1 protein-coding gene is annotated in these 21,454 nt (G+C 68.7%); it reads right to left on the bottom strand.

The features are described 5' to 3' along the window. Positions 1 to 57: 57 nt before the first annotated feature. Positions 58 to 21,381: a hypothetical protein gene (locus tag WMF17_RS36460; RefSeq protein ID WP_437645653.1), complete on the bottom strand. Its 21,324-nt coding sequence runs from the start codon at positions 21,379 to 21,381 to the stop codon at positions 58 to 60. Positions 21,382 to 21,454: the final 73 nt, after the last annotated feature.

The raw sequence follows: 21,454 nt of genomic DNA, 5'->3' as shown, positions 1-21,454 counted from the left end.
CGCTCCGCGCCGGGGGCGCTCTGTGGTTCATTCTCGGTCTTCAAGCGGATCGGTGCTCTAGCGGACGCATGTGCAGGCGGAGTGCTCGTCGTCGGGCGCGTCCTTGCCCTGCTCGCCCGCCCTGTCGACGACCTTCGCGTCCATGCCGAGCTGCTGCAGGAGCTCGGTGACGAGCGTGATGGCCTCCTGCTTGTCCGCCAGCGTGCGCGGGGAGGACCAAGCGCGGCTCTTCGCGACGAGCGTCCTCACCAGGGCGTCGATCGGCGCGCGGAGGGTGACATCGCCGTCGAGGGTAGCGGGCGCGCCGGTCGCTTGCGGGGCTTGCGGGCCCTGTGTCCCCTCGGCGGCGCCGTTCCAGGGGCTGTACGAGCCGAGCCGGTCGGCCGGATCCCTGCTCTCGGGCTCGGCAGCGCCGTGCGTCGCGGCGTGCCCCGACCGGGGCCCGGAGAGCGACGCGCCGGTTCCCGCCGGGCGGGTGAACGCCGCCGCAGGCGCGGTGTTGCGGCGGTCCTGGACGTAGCTGCTGAGGATGTGCGCTGTGCCGTCCGGCCCGACCCGGACGATGACCTTGGCCGTGCCGTCCCAGAGCACGATATTTGTCGCGCCGGTCTCGTCGGTCCTCGCCTCGAGGGCGCCGGCCTGGACGGCCTTGCGGACGGCCTCGCGCGCGGTGTCGAGGTACCGTCGAACGGCGTCCTTCGGCTGCACGCTGGCAGCCCGCTCCTCCGGCGTCAGGAACTCGTCGCCGTGCTTGGCAGCGTGGTAGGCGGCGGCGCTCGCCGTCTCGAAGCGCAGCTCGCTGGCCGCCTCCGCGAGTCGCTCCGTCAGCTCGCCGTCCGCGCGGAGCGTGACGTTGCCCACGGCGTTGGCCTCCTGCGCCGCCTTCAGCTGCGCTTGCCAGAGAGCCTCGACGTCAGCGCCGATCAGGTTGCCCTTCATCGTGGCGACATAGAACTCGAAGCGCTCGACGAACTCGCTCACGCTCTCGGCGCGCTCCCGCGCGAACGCGGCCGCCGGGCGGCGCAGATCCGAGCGCTCTTCGCCGCTCACCAGGTCGTAGAGCCGCAGCAGGGCGTCGTGCTGCATCTCGCCGTTCTCGGCGAAGATCGCCATCGAGGTGGGGTCCTCGATGCCGCTGTCGCGCAGGAATGGCACGACCAGGCTCAGCTGCGGCTTGAAGCGCAGCCGCTCCTGGCCGCGGTGCGAGCCGGACAGATCGACGGTGGCCTGATCCCTGGAGGACCAGGGTATGCCGTCGTTCAGGTTCTTGACCAGCATGAGCAGCTTGCCGAGCTGCCCGCGGTCAACGAGCTCTTGCAGCCGCTTCGGGTGCAGCTTGACCTGCCCGCCCAGGTCGAGGAGGTCGCCGTCGCTCCTGAGCTCGATGCCTGCCTCGTTGATGCGCCTCCTGACACTGAGCAAGTCGCCGCTGTCGAGCCCCTCCTCGAACCGCCACGGCTGGGGGCCGAGGTAGCGGCCGTCAGCGATCTCCGGCAGTCCCGGCTGGCCAGTGTCGGAGAAGCCGTTCTTCTTCTTGTCCCACTTGAACTGGCCGTCGCGCTTGCGCCAGCGGTACACGTGGTAGTGCGGCGCGTGGTGGCCTGGCTGGTTGTGGTCGCTCAGGTCCACGTCGATGATGACGCGCTCCCCCGCTTGCTCCTCCTGCTGCGGCGCAATGGCGTGGAAGCGGTACTGATAGATCCGCCCGGTGGCGAGGTCGATCTTCATCTCCGGCGCGGCCAGCGGATACCCCGTGCCGTCGTCGTCGGGGGTCTCGCGCCAGCGCGGCAGGACGTCGTTCTCGTACGCGAGGCTCTCGTCGTCAAAGCGACCGGCCACGTCGTCGGGGATGATCTCGCGGATCGCCTGGGGGGAGAAGCCGAGCACTTGCATGATCTCGGCCAGACCCGTGGGCGACTCGGCCCGCGTGGCGTGCAGGACCAGCGACTTGGCGTGGAGCGGCGCCTCGCGCTCCTTCATCGACGCGAGGATGCTCTCGGCGTTGTCGAGCACGGCGTGGAGGATCTCGGGCTCGAGCTCGTAGCCGCGCTGATAGAACTTGAGCGCGCGGCCGAGGTTCCACGGCGTGCGGCGCAGGTGCTCGACGACCGCCTTCTGCCGCTCCTCGACGGGCGCGGTCGGGCCGGGGTCGGCCACGAAGCGCAGCCTGCCGACGAGCTGATCCTCGATGGCGCCGTCGAGCGGATCGACCACGAAGCCGTTCTCGTCGAGGTAGAGCGCGTTCATGCGGAAGTCGCGCTTCTGCGCGTCGGCCATGACGTCGAGCGGGCCCTGCACGCTGGTGTCGTCGCCCGAGGTGATGTCCACCATGGTGTTGACGCCGCCGACCTGGAGAAGGCGCAGCTCGGGGACGACGGTGACGGGGAGGGATTTGAACGCTGGGTCGGTGCGCAGCACCTCCTCAAGCCGCGACATCGGCATGTTCGTCTTGAGATCGACGTCCTTGGGCTTCTTGCCGCTGAGGGCGTCGCGCACCGCGCCGCCGACGATGTAGACGTCGAACCCGAAGGCGCGGATGAGCGAGATGAGGTCATGGACCCGGTGGGTGGCGCCGACGGGGGTGTCGAGGAGCGCAGCGCCGATGGGCTCGCTCTGGGCGGGCTGGGCGTCCTTGGCCGCGGCGTGCCCGCCCGTCTCCAGGTTGAGGATCGTATGTGCCTTGAGCTTGCGGCTCTTGAGCTCCGGCTCAAAATAAGGAGTTCCGTTTCGGGTGTTCTCCTTGGTGTTCTCCTTGACGAAGTCGATGAACGCCTTCTCTCCGCGCCTCTTCGCGTCGATGCCGGCGAAGCTCAAGAGCGGCGTCAGGATGCCGTGATCGGCGGTGGCGAAATGAGGCACCGCGGGCGCGCCGTCCTTGTCGTCTTCGCGGTCGGAGAAGAAGGCGTCGGCGACCATGCTACGGTCGGCGCTGCCCTTCTTCTCGCCGACCGAGCCGCTCGCGAGCTGCTCGAACCCCAGCGCGTAATCGGCCATGTCGTCGCGCCGGTCGTCGTCGACCCGGATGCCGTACCAGGGGATCTCTCGCCCATCGCTGGTGGTGAACTTGCGTCCGACGATGCTGTCGTGCTGGAACAGCTCTCCGATGTTGATGTTGGCGAGGCGCAGGTCGGTTATCCTGTGCTCGCGGATCAATACGTCCAGCTGCTCGCGGAGGTAACGCTTGGAAAGCGGCAGCTCCTTGGGCGGGGTCAAGAGCGCCTCGACCAGGTTGGTGTCGACCACCAGCGAGGTGGACGTGAGCGGCGGCGACAGCGCCGGGTCCGCCAAGCGCTCGGCCTGGCGGACCAGCTGCTCGATGGTCGCGCGGGTGCCCGAGATCTTGCCCTTGTTCATGGCGCGCGCGAGCATGCCGGCGAACGCGCGCTCGCCGATGGATCGATTGATGATCTCGAGCTCGGCGCGGGTGACCCAGCGTCCCTCCTGGCCCCTCTTGAGGACCGAGCGCGGCGGCTCCGCGTCGCCCGTCGGCGGGGGCGGCGGCGGCTCGCGCAGCGCCTCGATATCGAAGTCCGGCACGTGCTCGGCCCAGTCGAGGGCCCCCAGCGCCTTGGTGGCGTCGTAGACGAGCTGGCGCATCTCGCCTTGGTAGCTACCGAACAACTTCACGGACTCCTGCTTCAGGCTCTCGGCGTCGTGGGGTTCCTTGAGCGCGATGGCCACGAACTCTGCGAAAGGCACCGGAGTCTCCGCGCTCTCGGTGGTTGCCAGGAGCTCGGCGAGCGCGCGTTGCACCGCGTCTTCGTTGAAGTGCGCGAGCAGCGCGGTCTGCAATGCTGCGTAGTGCGGCACACCCCAGATCCACTCGGGGATAGCGCGCTTCTGAGGATCTTCGCCGCGAGCGGGCTTCTCGAGCTTCTCCTGGTTCCGCGCCGCGCGCTCCTTCTGCTTGTGCTCCTCGGCGCTAACGCCGAAGTCGGAGTCCTCGAGGTCGGCGAACAGGCTTACATAGCCCTCGGGTTCGGTCGTCATCCCGGGTGCGCCGGCATCGCTGCTCGTGTCTGCAGCGCTGCTCGTGCTGGATGAGGATTCTTGCGCTCTGTCCTTGAATCCCTCCTGAGGGGCAGGTGTCCCCTCGGGGGGCTGCGGGGCGCTCGACGCCGCCGAGGCGGCAGGCGCCGCGGCGGAGGAGCCGCCTTTTCGGCCGATCGTCGAGCGACCCCGGTCGCGCTCGAGCATGCCCAGCACGAGCTCGGCGTGCGCTGCGAGGCGCCCCTTCAGCTCGCCGGCGGGCAGGTCGAGCAAGTCGGGGTTGAACGCCAGCCACTTCGCGACGATCTCCTCGGCCAGCCGCGTGGCGGGGCGCAGGCCGATGGGCAGCAGCTCCAGGATCTGCGGGAGGAGCTGCGAGTCGATGATCCCGATGGCGAGGCTCGTCACCTCGGTCAGGCGCTGCTCTGGGACGTGCCCCAGGAGGGCCGCGTACAGCTCGCCTGACGGCGTGAGCTGGACCGCTCCGGGATCGAGCGCTCCCGGCGCCACGGCAGGCCCGCCAGCGATGTGGGTCTCGTGCTGGCTCGCGGGAGCTCCCGCGAGCTGGTCGCGCGGGTCCGCGGCGTCTACCGCGGTCCCGGACCGACCGCGCGACGCGAGGTGCGCCGGCGCTTGCTGCTGGGTGGGGGCGTCGAGGGCCGGGGCGCGCGGCGGGGGGTAGGTCCCGAGGGTGATCACCTCGAAGAGCCTCGGCATGTCGGCCTTCTGCACCCGGATGGGGAACGACTGCCCCCACGACTGGACGGGCACGATGAAGGCGTCGCCGTCGACCGTGATCTCGCCGTCGATCGCGAGATGGTGCCGGCTCTCGGCTTCGCCCTCGCCGAGCGGCGCGACGCTCGCGGGAGCGTGAGGTGTCAGGGCGCCGCCGTCGCGGTGCCGCTTCGCCGCTTCCCAGAGCGCCTTGCCGTTCGCCACGGTCGCCACGGCGAACCCTGCGCGATCGGTGCGCCTGAGCGTCTCGTTGATGTGCGCGACGTCGCCCTCGGAGAGCCCGCCGCTCTTGACCGCGACCTCCGCCCCGAGCGCGTCGCTCATGAGGGTCGCCATCGAGTTCGCCGAGAGGAGCAGGTCGCCTTGCGCCGCCACGACATCGCGCTGCCGGGCGCGGTCGGTTCGCTTCCCGTGCTGCGCGACGGCATCCTGTCCGAGGAGCTCGACCAGGCCTCGGGCGAGCAGGTGGTCGAGGAGGTGGCGATCCAGCTGCTGCCGGTCCGTTGCTCGGGTCAGGCCGCCGCGCTTGGCCCCGGCCGTCTTGAGCCCGTTGACGAGCGGCCGAGTCGGAGCCGGGCCGAGGGCGCGCGGGATCTCTCCGGTCATCACGCGCCGGATGATGTCGAGGTCTTCGCTGAGCACCGCCCTGCCCGCACTCTGCTGTGCGCCGAGCTCGCGGGCCCCGGGCGCCTGCGCGAGCCGGCCGAGCAGCCGGCCCGTGAACAGCGCGACGACGAGGTGCGAGGTGGTGGCGAGATCGCCCTTCAGCATCGTGTAGAGGGCGCTGTGGAGGGCGCAGTTGCTGAAGGCGGATTGCGACAGCGACGCGGGGTTCTCGATGAGCTCGCGCAGCCTGTCCACGATCGCGCGGTCGACGTTGAGCGACTCGAGCAGGCCTGCCAGGCTGTCCGCGGCCTCTTGCCTGAGACTGTCGTTCGCCGGGGCGGACCACGCGCCGCTCTGCTCGTCGAGCGAGCTGAGCAGATCGTCGAGCGTCTTGCCTTGACTTCGTGGGCTCGGCTCGACCTGTGCGGCGTTGCCGGTGTGCGGCAGCGGATCGGCCGTCACGCTCTCGCCGTCGAGGACGGGGTTATAGCCTGCCAGCGTGTTCGCCGGCGCTCTGGCGCCCTGCGCCGTGTCCCCCGGGGTATCCCCGGGTTCGTTGTTCCGGGGAGCTTGCTCGGGATCTCCCGAGCGTTGCTGGGCGTCCTGGAGCTCCTGAGGCGGCTGGGTGCGGGGGCCGACGAGCTCGTTGAGGGCGTCTTTGCCCTTCTGCTTCAGGTCTTGCTCGAACCTGTCGGCGCGGTCCCTGAGGGTCGTGGCCCAGTCGTTCCCGAGCTTGCTGAGGTCGACGGTGCGCGCATTCTTGATCTGCTCGTCGCCGATTTTGTCCGCTTTGAGGCCGCCGACGCTGGAGATGGGGTTTGCGGTCTTCTCGGTGGAGCGCCAGTTGTGGACGTAGCCGACGGTGCTGGGGGCGCCGGGGCCGGTTGTCTCCATGCCGATCTGGAGCGCGCCGGGCCTGCCCGGCTTGGGCGGGCGGTAGCCGATGAACATGTGTCCGTGGGCGCCGTCGGGGAGGATGACGTCGCCGTTGAAGTCCTTGAGGCCGAGGCCGCCGACGGCGAGGTTGATGCCGTAGAGCTCGGTGTCGTCGAGCTTGGCCATCAAGGCGGCGGGCTGGCCGCCCTGCTCCTTGAACTTGCCCTTTCCGAGCGCGACGTGGTGCGTGCCGACGAAGCGCTTGAACACGCCGGCCTCGGGCTTACCGTCCTTGTCGGTGATGCCGAGGAGCTCGGTGAGCGCGTAGGGAGGGCTGCCGGCGGGGATCTGGATGTTGACGCGTCCGCCGTGCGACAGGAGCTTGGCGACGGGCACGTCCTCGGGCGGGACATGGCGCTTGGTGCTGTCGTCGTAGATCTCGGCGCCTTCCTGGAGCAGGTGGAAGACGTTCTTGAGCACCTCGAGCGACTGCCTGTGCCTGTCGACGACCTCTTTCTTGGAGAGCGTCTTTCGCGGCCGCAAGAGCTTCTTCTTCGGGTCGAGCACGGCGCCCTTGTCGATGGCCGTGCTCGCATCGTCGTTGGGCTCGGTGTACTCGAGGGTCTTCGACCATTCTTCGACGATGCTCTGGTCGATGCGCTGCTGGAGCGCAGCTCTCCTCGCGGAGTCGGGCGCGTGCTTCGCCTCCATGGAGAGGGCGAGGGCCGCCGGAGGGGTGCCCTCGAAGCGCTTGCCGGCCTCGCCGCGGTTCATCTGGCGCGAGACGTAGCTGGCGAGCACGACGCGGGTGGCCTTGTGGAGCTGGTGGAAGCCGCGGAAGCGCTCGGGGTTGTCGGTGTCGCGGCCCGACAGGTACCTTTCGACCTCGTCGTGCGTGAGCATGCCGGAGGCGTTGAGCCAGCTCTGCCCCGCGGGGGTCGAGGAGAGCTGCTCGAAGGCGCTCCACTCGGCGTCGCTGAGCAGCTGCCCCTTGGGGAAGCGCCCTCCGATCAGCTCCTTTGCCTTGCCGGGATCGGCGGGGAAGCCGCCCTGGGTCAGCGGCTCGGTGATCGCGGGGACAGCGCGCTTGGCCCGCTCGCGGCTCCTGATGCCCGTGTCGGTGCGCCAGAGGGTCTTCTTGACGGCCTTGTCGACGATCCAGGTCACCTCCTCGATTGGGGTGGACGTCGCCGGATCCGGCGCTCTCTCCGACGGCGGCTCCGGCTCTTCCTCGATCTCGTCGGTTTGCGGCTGCGGGTCGGCGGCCTCATCCTCGCTGTCCGAAGCGGGGTTGTATCCCGCGAGCAGGTCCGCCGGCGCATCCGGCGGCGGGCGACCTTGGCCTCCTGAATGGCCATCGGCCCCGGCGGGGGCGCGCGTCCCTCCGGCGCTTCGCACCGTGTCCGGCGGGGCATCACCGGGCGGCTCGCGGGTCTCGTTGTCCCGCGGCTCCTGCTCGGGTCCTCCCGACTGCTGCTCGGAGGCCCGTTGCGCGGCGTCCTGGAGCTCCTGAGGCGGCTGGGTGCGCGGTCCGACGAGCTCGTTGAGGGCGTCTTTGCCCTTCTGCGCCAGATCTTGTTCGAACCTGTCGGCGCGGTCCTTGAGGGTCGTGGCCCAGTCGTTCCCGAGCTTGCTCAGGTCGACGGTGCGCGCATTCTTGATGTTCTCGTCGCCGATCTTGTCCGCTTTGAGGCCGCCGACGCTGGAGATGGGGTTTGCGGTCTTCTCGGTGGAGCGCCAGTTGTGGACGTAGCCGACGGTGCTGGGGGCGCCGGGGCCGGTTGTCTCCATGCCGATCTGGAGCGCGCCGGGCCTGCCCGGCTTGGGCGGGCGGTAGCCGATGAACATGTGTCCGTGGGCGCCGTCGGGGAGGATGACGTCGCCGTTGAAGTCCTTGAGGCCGAGGCCGCCGACGGCGAGGTTGATGCCGTAGAGCTCGGTGTCGTCGAGCTTGGCCATCAAGGCGGCAGGCTGGCCGCCCTGCTCCTTGAACTTGCCCTTTCCGAGCGCGACATGGTGCGTGCCGACGAAGCGCTTGAACACGCCGGCCTCGGGCTTACCGTCCTTGTCGGTGATGCCGAGGAGCTCGGTGAGCGCGTAGGGAGGGCTGCCGGCGGGGATCTGGATGTTGACGCGGCCGCCGTGCGACAGGAGCTTGGCGACGGGCACGTCCTCGGGCGGGACATGGCGCTTGGTGCTGTCGTCGTAGATCTCGGCGCCTTCCTGGAGCAGGTGGAAGACGTTCTTGAGCACCTCGAGCGACTGCCTGTGCCTGTCGACGACCTCTTTCTTGGAGAGCGTCTTTCGCGGCCGCAAGAGCTTTTTCTTCGGGTCCGGCACGGCGCCCTGGTCGATGGCCGTGCTCGCGTCGTCATTGGGCTCGGTGTACTCGAGGGTCTTCGACCATTCTTCGACGATGCTCTGGTCGATGAGCCTCTTGAGCTCGTCCCGCCTCGCCAGATCGGTTGTGTGCCTCGCCTCCATGGACAGGGCCACCGCCGCCGGGGGGGTGCCCTCGAAGCGCTTGCCGGCCTCGCCGCGGTTCATCTGGCGCGAGACGTAGCTGGCGAGCACGACGCGGGTGGCCTTGTGGAGCTGGTGGAAGCCGCGGAAGCGCTCGGGGTTGTCGGTGTCGCGGCCCGACAGGTACCTTTCGACCTCGTCGTGCGTGAGCATGCCGGAGGCGTTGAGCCAGCTCTGCCCCGCGGGGGTCGAGGAGAGCTGCTCGAAGGCGCTCCACTCGGCGTCGCTGAGCAGCTGCCCCTTGGGGAAGCGCCCTCCGATCAGCTCCTTTGCCTTGCCGGGATCGGCGGGGAAGCCGCCCTGGGTCAGCGGCTCGGTGATCGCGGGGACAGCGCGCTTGGCCCGCTCGCGGCTCCTGATGCCCGTGTCGGTGCGCCAGAGGGTCTTCTTGACGGCCTTGTCGACGATCCAGGTCACCTCCTCGATCGGGGTGGACGTCGTCGGATCCGGCGCCCTCTCCGACGGCGGCTCCGGCTCGTCCTCGATCTCATCGGTTTGCGGCTGCGGGTCGGCGGCCTCGTCCTCGCTGTCCGAATCGGGGTTATACCCTGCCTGCGTGTCTGCCCCAGCTTGCTCTTGAGCGGAGGCGCTCGGGGACGGCGCTCGCGACGGGAGAGCGGTCCCGAAGGTGATCGCCGCGAAGACCCTCGGCATGTCCTCCTTGTTGATCTGCACAGGGAAGGTGCGCCCCCAGGACTGGAGCGGCACGATGAAGGAGTCGCCGTGGTCGGTGATCGGGCCATCGATCGCGGCATGGTGCGGCGTGATCGCGGTGGCCTTGCCGAGCCGCGCGACGTTACCCGGAGCGTGAGGCGCCCGGGAGCTGGCCTCATGCTTCTTCGCTGCGTTCCAGAGCGCCTTGCCGTCCGTCAGGGTGGCGATCGCAAACCCTGCCTGGTCTGTCTGCTGCAGGGCCTCGTTGAAGCGCGCGACGTCGTAACCCCCGGGAGAGCTGTGGGTCACGACGGTGGCGTTCGCTCCGAGCGCCGAGTTGAAGAGGCTCGCGACCGACTTCGCCGAGGCCAGCAGGTCGCCTTGCGCCGCGGCGACGCCGGGTTGCTTGACGCCGTCGGTCTGCTGCTCGAGCTTCGCGAGGGCGTCGGCTCCGAGCATCTCGACGAGGCCGCGGGCGAGCAGATGGTCGAGGAGGTGGCGATCCAGCTGCTTTCGGCCCTTGTCCCCTTTCAGGCTGTCGTCCTTGGCCCTGGCGGTCCGGAGGCCGTTGACGAGCGGCCTGGTAGGAGCCGGGCCGAGCGCTTGCGGGACATCTCCTGTCATCACGCGCCGGATGAGGTCGAGGCTGTCGCTGAGCGGCTTGCCCGAGCCCTGCGGTCCGAAGGTGCTGGCCCCAGAGGCGCTGGCGAGCTTGCCGAGCAGCTTGCCGGTGAAGAGAGCGGCGACGAGGTGGGAGGTGGTGGCGAGATCGTTCTTCAGCGTCGGATAGAGAACGCTGTGGAGAACGCAGTTGGTGAAGGCGGACTGCGACAGCGAGCCAGGGTTGTCGATGAGCTCACGCAGCCTGTCGGTGACCGAGGGGTGCACGTTCTGCTGCTGGAGCAGCCCGGTCAGGAGCTGGTTGGCCTCCTTCTTGTTCTCGTCGGTGGCCGGGTGCGACCAGGCGCGGCTCTGCTCGTCCAGTGAGCTGAGCAGATCGTCGAGCGTCTTCCCTTGGTATTGCGGACTCGGCTCGACCTGGGCAGTGGCTCCGGCGGTGGTCGGGGCGGGGGAGGGGGATGCGTCCGGCGCAGGGGCTCCGGCGAGCAGGTCGCCCGAGCTGTCCACGCCGTCGTCCTCGGCGTCTTGCGGCGCCTGCCCCTGCTCGGCCGCCTGGAGCTCCTGGGGCGGCTGGGTGCGGGGGCCGACGAGCTCGTTGAGGGCGTCTTTGCCCTTCAGCGCCAGGTCTTGCTCGAACCTGTCGGCGCGGTCCTTGAGGGTCGTGGCCCAGTCGTCGCCGAGCTTGCTCAGGTCGACGGTGCGGGCGTTCTTGATCTGCTCGTCGCCGATCTTGTCGGCTTTGAGGCCGCCGACGCTGGAGATGGGGTTTGCGGTCTTCTCGGTGGAGCGCCAGTTGTGGACGTAGCCGACGGTGCTGGGGGCGCCGGGGCCGGTGGTCTCCATGCCGATCTGGAGCGCGCCGGGCCTGCCCGGCTTGGGCGGGCGGTAGCCGATGAACATGTGTCCGTGGGCGCCGTCGGGGAGGATGACGTCGCCGTTGAAGTCCTTGAGGCCGAGGCCGCCGACGGCGAGGTTGATGCCGTAGAGCTCTGTGTCGTCGAGCTTGGACTTGATGGCGGCGCCGTGGCCGCCTTGCTCCTTGAAATTTCCGTCGTCGAGCGCGATGTGGTGGGTGCCGAAGGCGCGCTTGAACACGCCGCTCGCGGGGTCGCCGTTGCTGTCGGTGATGCCGAGGAGCTCGGTGAGGGCGTACGGAGGGCTGCCGGCGGGGATCTGGACGTTGACGCGTCCGCCGTGCGACAGGAGCTTGGCGACGGGCACGTCCTGGAGGGGGACATGGCTCTTTTTGCTGTCGTCGTAGATCTCGGCGCCTTCCTGGAGCAGGTGGAAGACGCTCTTGAGCACCTCGAGCGACTGGCGGTGTCTGTCGACGACCTCTTTCTTGGAGAGCGTCTTTCGTGGCCGCAAGAACTTCTTCTGCGGGTCCGGGACGGCGCCCTTGTCGATGGCCGTGCTCGCATCGTCGTTGGGCTCGGTGTACTCGAGGGTCTTCGACCATTCTTCGACGATGCTCTGGTCGATGCGCTGCTGGAGCGCAGCTCTCCTCGCGGAGTCGGGCGCGTGCTTCGCCTCCATGGAGAGGGCGAGGGCCGCCGGCGGGGTGCCCTCGAAGCGCTTGCCGGCCTCGCCGCGGTTCATCTGGCGCGAGACGTAGCTGGCGAGCACGACCCGGGTGGCCTTGTGGAGCTGGTGGAAGCCGCGGAAGCGCTCGGGGTTGTCGCTGTCGCGGCCCGACAGGTACCTCTCGACCTCGTCGTGCGTGAGCATGCCGGAGGCGTTGAGCCAGCTCTGCCCCGCGGGGGTCGAGGAGAGCTGCTCGAAGGCGCTCCACTCGGCGTCGCTGAGCAGCTGCCCCTTGGGGAAGCGCCCTCCGATCTGCGTCTTGGCGTCCCCGGGATCGGCGGGGAAGCCGCCCTGGGTCAGCGGCTCGGTGATCGCGGGGACAGCGCGCTTGGCCCGCTCGCGGCTCCTGAAGCCCGTGTCGGTGCGCCATAGGGTCTTCTTGACGGCCTTGTCGACGATCCAGGTCACCTCCTCGAGCGGGGTGGACGTCGCCGGATCCGGCGCTCTCTCCGACGGCGGCTCCGGCGCTTCCTCGATCTCGTCGGTTTGCGGCAGCGGGTCGGCTGCCTCGTCCTCGCTGTCCGAATCGGGGTTGTATCCGGCGAGCAGGTCCGCCGGCGCATCACCGGGCGGATCTCGGCGCTCGTTGTCCCGCGGCTCCTGCTCGGGTCCTCCCGACTGCTGCTCGGAGGCCCGTTGCGCGGCGTCCTGGAGCTCCTGAGGCGGCTGGGTGCGCGGGCCGACGAGCTCGTTGAGGGCGTCTTTGCCCTTCAGCGCCAGGTCTTGCTCGAACCTGTCGGCGCGTTCCTTGAGGATCGTGGCCCAGTCGTCGCCGAGCTTGCTCAGGTCGACGGTGCGGGCGTTCTTGATCTGCTCGTCGCCGATCTTGTCGGCTTTGAGGCCGCCGACGCTGGAGATGGGGTTGGCGGTCTTCTCGGTGGAGCGCCAGTTGTGGACGTAGCCGACGGTGCTGGGGGCGCCGGGGCCGGTGGTCTCCATGCCGATCTGGAGCGCGCCGGGCCGGCCCGGCTTGGGCGGGCGGTAGCCGAGGAACATGTGTCCGTGGGCGCCGTCGGGGAGGATGACGTCGCCGTTGAAGTCCTTGAGGCCGAGGCCGCCGACGGCGAGGTTGATGCCGTAGAGCTCTGTGTCGTCGAGCTTGGCCATGAAGGCGGCGGGCTGGCCGCCCTGCTCCTTGAACTTGCCCTCTCCGAGCGCGACGTGGTGCGTGCCGACGAAGCGCTTGAACACGCCGGCCTTGGGCTTACCGTCCTTGTCGGTGATGCCGAGGAGCTCGGTGAGGGCGTACGGAGGGCTGCCGGCGGGGATCTGGACGTTGACGCGGCCGCCGTGCGACAGGAGCTTGGCGACGGGCACGTCCTGGAGGGGGACATGGCTCTTTTTGCTGTCGTCGTAGATCTCGGCGCCTTCCTGGAGCAGGTGGAAGACGTTCTTGAGCACATCGAGCGACTGCCTGTGCCTGTCGACGACCTCTTCCTTGGAGAGCGTCGCTCGTGGCCGCAAGAGCTTCTTCTTCGGGTCGAGCACGGCGCCCTTGTCGATGGCCGTGCTCGCGTCGTCGTTGGGCGCCGTGTACTCGAGGGTCTTCGACCATTCTTCGACGATGCTCTGGTCGATGAGCCTCTTGAGCTCATCCCTCCTCGCCGCATCGGTCGTGTGCCTCGCCTCCATGGAGAGGGCGAGGGCCGCCGGCGGGGTGCCCTCGAAGCGCTTGCCGGCCTCGCCGCGGTTCATCTGGCGCGAGACGTAGCTGGCGAGCACGACGCGGGTGGCCTTGTGGAGCTGGTGGAAGCCGCGGAAGCGCTCGGGGTTGTCGGTGTCGCGGCCCGACAGGTACCTTTCGACCTCGTCGTGCGTGAGCATGCCGGAGGCATTGAGCCAGCTCTGCCCCGCGGGGGTCGAGGAGAGCTGCTCGAAGGCGCTCCACTCGGCGTCGCTGAGCAGCTGCCCCTTGGGAAAGCGCCCTCCGATCAGCTCCTTTGCCTTGCCGGGATCGGCGGGGAAGCCGCCCTGGGTCAGCGGCTCGGTGATCGCGGGGACAGCGCGCTTGGCCCGCTCGCGGCTCCTGATGCCCGTGTCGGTGCGCCAGAGGGTCTTCTTGACGGCCTTGTCGACGATCCAGGTCACCTCCTCGATCGGGGTGGACGTCGTCGGATCCGGCGCTCTCTCCGACGGCGGCTCCGGCTCGTCCTCGATCTCGTCGGTTTGCGTCTGCGGATCGGCGGCCTCGTCCTCGCTGTCCGAATCGGGGTTATACCCGGCGAGCAGGTCCGCCGTGGCATCACCGGGCGGATCTCGGCGCTCGTTGTCCCGCGGCTCCTGCTCGGGTCCTCCCGACTGCTGCTCGGGGGCCCGTTGCGCGGCGTCCTGGAGCTCCTGAGGCGGCTGGGTGCGGGGGCCGACGAGCTCGTTGAGGGCGTCTTTGCCCTTCTGCTTCAGGTCTTGCTCGAACCTGTCGGCGCGGTCCTTGAGGGTCGTGGCCCAGTCGTTCCCGAGCTTGCTCAGGTCGACGGTGCGCGCATTCTTGATCTGCTCGTCGCCGATCTTGTCCGCTTTGAGGCCGCCGACGCTGGAGATGGGGTTTGCGGTCTTCTCGGTGGAGCGCCAGTTGTGGACGTAGCCGACGGTGCTGGGGGCGCCGGGGCCGGTGGTCTCCATGCCGATCTGGAGCGCGCCGGGCCTGCCCGGCTTGGGCGGGCGGTAGCCGATGAACATGTGTCCGTGGGCGCCGTCGGGGAGGATGACGTCGCCGTTGAAGTCCTTGAGGCCGAGGCCGCCGACGGCGAGGTTGATGCCGTAGAGCTCGGTGTCGTCGATCTTGGCCATCAAGGCGGCAGGCTGGCCGCCCTGCTCCTTGAACTTGCCCTTTCCGAGCGCGACATGGTGCGTGCCGACGAAGCGCTTGAACACGCCGGCCTCGGGCTTACCGTCCTTGTCGGTGATGCCGAGGAGCTCGGTGAGCGCGTAGGGAGGGCTGCCGGCGGGGATCTGGATGTTGACGCGTCCGCCGTGCGACAGGAGCTTGGCGACGGGCACGTCCTCGGGCGGGACATGGCGCTTGGTGCTGTCGTCGTAGATCTCGGCGCCTTCCTGGAGCAGGTGGAAGACGTTCTTGAGCACCTCGAGCGACTGCCTGTGCCTGTCGACGACCTCTTTCTTGGAGAGCGTCTTTCGCGGCCGCAAGAGCTTCTTCTTCGGGTCCGGCACGGCGCCCTGGTCGATGGCCGTGCTCGCGTCGTCATTGGGCTCGGTGTACTCGAGGGTCTTCGACCATTCTTCGACGATGCTCTGGTCGATGAGCCTCTTGAGCTCGTCCCGCCTCGCCAGATCGGTTGTGTGCCTCGCCTCCATGGACAGGGCCACCGCCGCCGGGGGGGTGCCCTCGAAGCGCTTGCCGGCCTCGCCGCGGTTCATCTGGCGCGAGACGTAGCTGGCGAGCACGACGCGGGTGGCCTTGTGGAGCTGGTGGAAGCCGCGGAAGCGCTCGGGGTTGTCGGTGTCGCGGCCCGACAGGTACCTTTCGACCTCGTCGTGCGTGAGCATGCCGGAGGCGTTGAGCCAGCTCTGCCCCGCGGGGGTCGAGGAGAGCTGCTCGAAGGCGCTCCACTCGGCGTCGCTGAGCAGCTGCCCCTTGGGGAAGCGCCCTCCGATCAGCTCCTTCGCCTTGCCGGGATCGGCGGGGAAGCCGCCCTGGGTCAGCAGCTCGGTGATCGCGGGGACAGCGCGCTTGGCCCGCTCGCGGCTCCTGAAGCCCGTGTCGGTGCGCCAGAGGGTCTTCTTGACGGCCTTGTCGACGATCCAGGTCACCTCCTCGAGCGGGGTGGACGTCGCCGGATCCGGCGCTCTCTCCGACGGCGGCTCCGGCTCTTCCTCGATCTCGTCGGTTTGCGGCAGCGGGTCGGCTGCCTCGTCCTCGCTGTCCGAATCGGGGTTGTACCCGGCAAGCAGGTCCGCCGGGTCGACGCTCGCTTCAGGGTTGAAGCCGCTGGTGATGGCGCTCGCTGAGCTCCCTTCCTGGGGCTGCTGCGCGGCGCTCCGCGCGATGTTCTCGCGGATGCGTTGCCATGTCTCGTGCCCCCTGGTGACCAGGTCCGGGAGCTCGTTCTCGAAGAAGTCGCGCACGTCCTGGGTCAGCTTCGCCTTCGGCGCGGGGTCGGGGTCGTAGTACGACGCGTAGGCCTCGGCGAACCACTCGGCGGGCGTGGAGAACTGGTAGTTGGAGACGGCGTCGTTGCGGGCGTCGGCGCGGTAGCTGACCCATTGGTTGTACTGATCGACGTGGTAGATGCGGCCGTCGACCTGCAGCTCCGAGGCCCCGGCGTCGTCCAGCGTCCAGGGCTGGGCCATGGCGATCTTGACGGTGCGGACGGCCTTTTCAAGCTTCTCCCTTAGGTCTGCATCCCGAGGGGCAGCGCTCGCGGGAAACTCCACCAGGGGAGCCATGTCCTTGCGTAGCGAGGGCGCATCGAGGACGGAGGCGAAGCGCTGGAGCACGGAGAAACCGTCGATCTCGGTGTTCGCCTCGTCGTCGGTGATGCCCGCCTTGGCGAAGATGGCGCGGGTGACGTCCTCGAAATCCTGCGTGTCGGAGTGGACCTTCCAGCCGCCGAACTTGTCGTCCTCGGCGAGGCTCCTCCAGTCGATGAGCTTGTCGATGGAGTGACCGATCTCGTGGCGCATGGTCCACTTGACCAGGTTGCCGTTGGCGAGCACGTCGGACACGCCGGCCATGACCTGGCGGCGTCCGGCGATGCCGAGCTCCTTGTCCTGCTGCTTGCTGATGCCGTCGTAGTCCGACTTGGCGCCGCGATCCATGAGGTATCGCTGCCAGCTCACGCTGCGGTTGAGCCGGCTGTAGAGCCAGGAGGGCATGTCGTAGGGATTGACGACATTGATGGTGTCGGTGAGCTCGTCGTAGGCGCTCGCCGATTGCTCCGAGGAGATGTCGCGGATGATGGTCCGCAGCGTCGGATTGCCGGTGACGTGGTCGGGCGGCAGCTCACCGAGGACCTTCTCGATCCGGTCGAGCATCTTGTGCGAGAAGTGCTTGCCACCGGCGTCGTTGCCCGGGCCGATCTGCAGGTTGTACTGCCGCGCCAGCGCCTGCTCGCGCGCCGCGGCCCCCTTGTTGGAGACGAGGCCGGCGACTCCGTGTCCGCCGGTGCCGAGCTTGTCATTGCCTCCCGTGGTGAGCTGGGTCCACGCGTTGTTTTCCGGCGCCAGGCTCTGGGAGGCGTCATTCGCACCTGGCGCTCCCGACGGGAGATAGTTTCCGTACGTGAAGACCGGGAAGAGCGACGGCAGGGCGTCTTTCTTCACCTTGATGGAGAAGCTCTGCTGCCAGGTGTGCATCGGCACGACGTAGTGATCGCCGTCCTCGGTGATCTTGCCGTTGATGACGACCTGGTGCGCGCTCGACGTGCCGATGTTCCCCACCGTGTCGAACGGCTTGGCCTTTGTGGGATCCTTGGCGAACGCGTCGGCGCGCTCGGCGAGGCCGTTGCCGTCGAGGAACGTGGCCAGGACGAACGGCGCCTGCCCGGGCCTCGTGAGCACGTCATTGATGCGGCCCACGTCGTAGTTGTCGCCGGTGACCATGGTCTGGGCGTTGCCGCCGAGGATGTCGGTGAAGAGCGTCACCAGGGAATCGGCCGATAGCAGCAGATCGCCGTGCTTCTTGGACGGGCCCTTCGCGTCCTTGGCCCTTGTGGCCGCCTTGTGGTAGCCGGGGATGACGCCGGCGGTGTACTTGACGTCGGCCTGGTACTGCTCGGGGGCGAGCTTGCTCAGCATCTTGCCCAGGCCCCGGGCGAGCAGGTAATCGAGGACGTGCGCGTCGGAGAAGGCGCTCCCCTTGCGCTCCAGGTCGGCGCGCCTGGCCGCGGCCTTCTTGACGCCGTTCTGGAGCAGCTTGTTGCCGATGGGGGCGTCCTGTAGCGGGAGGTCGCCGCGGATGACGCGGAGGATGGGATCCGCCGGCTGGGCACTGGCCGTCGCGTCGTTTTCGCCCTGCGTGTCGAGCGAGAAGTCGGCGAGCAGCTTGCCATTGCGATCGAAGAGCTTGCCGGTGAACTCCGCCGCGACCACGTGCGCGAAGCCGGCCAGGTCGGACGTGAGCTGCGTGTGGAGCACGCTGTTCAGCGCGCAGGTGGCGAACTGGTGCTGGGAGAGGGAGTCGGGGTTGTCGATGAGCTCCGCGAGCCTGTCGACGAGCGCCTTGTCCACGCCTTGAGATCGCATGAGGTCGCCGAGGAGCCTCTTGGCGTCCTGCTTGTCCGCGTCCGTGGCCGGATGAGACCAGGTGTTGCTGGTCTCGAGGAGCGCCTGCAAGGCGGCCTGGGGGTCGCCGAGGTTCTCGTTGGCGCCGTCGGTCTCCTGGGTCGAGCTGTCCTTGGGGGCGCCCGAGGCGTCGTGAGGCGGGCTCGCTGCGTGCGAGCCGCTGGACGGGGCCACGGTCGGCGTGTTCTTGGAGAAGCCCACGGTGACCGCGCTCGGACCCGCTGCGCTCGGGCCCGCTGCGCTCGAGCCCGCTGCGGGCGGCTGCGGCGGCTTGTTCCCGGCGCGCTGCGCGATCCTGTCGCGGCTGCGTTGCCATCGATCTCGCCCCGTGATGATCAGGCCCGGGAGCTCGTTCTGGAAGAAGTCGCGCACGTCCTGGGTCAGCTGCGCCTTCGGCCTGGGGTCGGGGTCGTGATAGGAAGCGTAGGTCTCGGCGAACCACTCTTTGGGCGTGGAGAACTGGTAGTTGGAGACGGCGTTGTTGCGGGCGTCGGCGCGGTAGCTGACCCATTTGTCGTAATGGTCGACGTGGTAGATGCGGTCTTCGACCTGCAGCTCCCGGGCCCCGCCGTCGACCAGCGTCCAGGGCTGGGCCATGGCGATCTTGACGGTGCGGACGACCCGTTCGAGCCTGTCCTTCAGGTCTGGGTCCGTGGAGGTGAATTTCGCGGGAAAGTTCTCCAGGAGAGTCATGTCCTCGCGCCGCTGTTCCGGATCGAGGAGGGAGGCGAAGCGCTCGATCAGGGGGGCACCCGTGGGATCGATCTGCCCCTCGTCGTCGATCTTCTGCTGCGCCTTGTCGTCGCTGATGCCCGCCTTGGCAAAGATGGCGTCAGCGACGACCTGGAGCTCCCGCGAGTTGGAGTGCTCCTGCCAGCCGCCGAACCGGTCGTCGCTGGCGAGGCTGTTCCAGTCGACAAGCTTGTCGATGGAGTGGGCGACCTCGTGGCGTATCGTCCACTTGAGCAGGTTGCCGGTGGCGAGCGCGTCGGACACGCCGCCCATGACCTGGCGGCGTCCGGTGATGCCGAGCGCATCGTCCTGCTCCTTGCTGACGCCGGGGTAGCCCCGCATGGCGCCGCGATCCATCCGCTTTCGCTGCCAGTCCCAGCGCCGGTTGAGCCGGCTGTAGACGAAGGTGGGTACCTTCTCGGGATTGACGATATTGATGGTGTCGGTGTCCTCGTCGTACTCGCTCGCCGATTGCTCCGAGGAGAGGTCGCGGATGATCTTCCGCAGCGTCGGACTGCCGGTGACGTCGTCGGTGGGCAGCTCACCGAGGGCCTTCTCGATATGGTCGAGCATCTTGTGCGAGAAGTGCGTGCCGTCGGCGTCTTCGTCCGGTCCGATCTGCAGCTTGTACTTGTCCGCCAGCGCCTGCTCGCGCTGGGCGGCGCCCTCGTTGGAGACCATCCCGGCGAACCCGTGTCCCCCGGTGCCGAGCTTCTTGCCGAGCCAAGACGGCGCCTGCATCCCCGTGGTGATGGCCGTGGCGGGGGTCGCGGAGCGCTGCGCGGGCGACTGCGAGGTCGTCTCCGGCCGGGGCTGGCCGGGTCTCTCCGGTGCCTTCCCTTGAGCTCCCGACGTCTGGCTCGTCGCGGGGGACTCGCCGCGAGGCGCGCGAGCGTGCTGTCCGCCTTCAGGCGTCGGCGGCGCTAGATACGGGGGCTCGCGGCCGGACTGGGGCCGTTGGGATGGCCCGAAGCGATCTCCGTCGTCGTCCTCGGAGTCTTCGTCGTCGCCGTCGTAGTCGTCGTCGTCGTCGCCGTCGCCGTCTTCGTCTTCGTCGTCGTCGTCGTCGTCGTCGTCGTCGGAGTCTTCGTCGTCGCCGTCGTAGTCTTCGTCGCCGTCGCCGTCGGAGTCTTCGTCGTCGGAGTCTTCGTCGTCGGAGTCTTCGTCGTCGGAGTCGTCGGAATCTTCGTCGTCGGAGTCTTCGTCGTCGGAGTCTTCGTCGTCGCCGTCGTAGTCGTCGTCGGCCAGCTCGGGATCTCCCGACCGTCGCCGTGCGTCCTCTAGCTCCTGAGGCGGCTGGGTGCGTGGGCCAACAAGCTCGTTGAGGGCGTCTTTGCCTTTTGCCGCCAGCTCTTGTTCGAACCTGTCGGCGCGGTCCCTGAGGGTCGTGGCCCAGTCGTCGCCGAGCTTGCTGAGGTCGACGGTGCGCGCATTCTTGATCTGCTCGTCGCCGATCTTGTCTGCTTTGAGGCCGCCGACGCTGGAGATGGGGTTTGCGGTCTTCTCGGTGGAGCGCCAGTTGTGGACGTAGCCGACGGTGCTGGGGGCGCCGGGGCCGGTGGTCTCCATGCCGATCTGGAGCGCGCCGGGCCTGTCCGGCTTGGGCGGGCGGTAGCCGATGAACATGTGTCCGTGGGCGCCGTCGGGGAGGATGACGTCGCCGTTGAAGTCCTTGAGGCCGAGGCCGCCGACGGCGAGGTTGATGCCGTAGAGCTCGGTGTCGTCGATCTTGGACCTGATGGCGGCGCCGTGGCCGCCCTGCTCCTTGAATTTCCCGTCGTCGAGCTCGATGTGGTGGGTGCCGAAGGCGCGCTTGAACACGCCGCTTGCGGGGTCGCCGTTGCTGTCGGTGATGCCGAGGAGCTCGGTGAGGGCGTACGGAGGGCTGCCGGCGGGGATCTGGACGTTGACGCGGCCGCCGTGCGACAGGAGCTTGGCGACGGGCACGTCCTGGAGGGGGACATGGCTCTTTTTGCTGTCGTCGTAGATCTCGGCGCCTTCCTGGAGCAGGTGGAAGACGTTCTTGAGCACATCGAGCGACTGCCTGTGCCTGTCGACGACCTCTTCCTTGGAGAGCGTCTTTCGTGGCCGCAAGAACTTCTTCTGCGGGTCCGGGACGGCGCCCTTGTCGATGGCCGTGCTCGCATCGTCGTTGGGGTCGGTGTACTCGAGGGTCTTGGACCACTCGTCGACGATGCTCTGGTCGATGCGCTGCTGGAGCGCAGCTCTCCTCGCGGAGTCGGGCGCGTGCTTCGCCTCCATGGAGAGGGCGAGGGCCGCCGGCGGGGTGCCCTCGAAGCGCTTGCCGGCCTCGCCGCGGTTCATCTGGCGCGAGACGTAGCTGGCGAGGACGACCTTGCTGGCCTTGTGGACCTGGTGGAAGCCGCGGAATCGCTCGGGGTTGTCGGTGTCGCGGCCCGACAGGTACCTTTCGACCTCGGCGTGCGTGAGCATGCCGGAGGCGTTGAGCCAGGCCTGCCCCGCGGGGGTCGAGGAGAGCTGCTCGAAGGCGCTCCACTCGGCGTCGCTGAGCAGCTGCCCCTTGGGAAAGCGCCCTCCAATCTGCTCCTTCGCCTTGCCGGGGTCGCTGGGGAAGCCGCCCTGGGTCAGCGGCTCGGTGATCGCGGGGACGCCGCGCTTGGCCCGCTCGCGGCTCCTGAAGCCCGTGTCGGTACGCCAGAGGGTCTTCTTGACGGCCTTGTCGACGATCCAGGTCACCTCCTCGAGCGGGGTGGACGTCGCCGGATCCGGCGCTCTCTCCGACGGCGGCTCCGGCTCTTCCTCGATCTCGTTGGGTTGTCGCGGCCGGTCGCTTGCCACGTCCCCGCGGGCCAGAGCGGACTTGTCCCCTGCGAGCATGCCCGCCGGGGCATCACCGGGCGGAGCTCGGCGC

This window comes from Sorangium sp. So ce362, assembly GCF_051519845.1.
Classification (GTDB): domain Bacteria; phylum Myxococcota_A; class Polyangia; order Polyangiales; family Polyangiaceae; genus Sorangium.
Note: the sequence above shows the minus strand (reverse complement) of the source record. Positions and strands in the feature narration are given on the sequence as shown.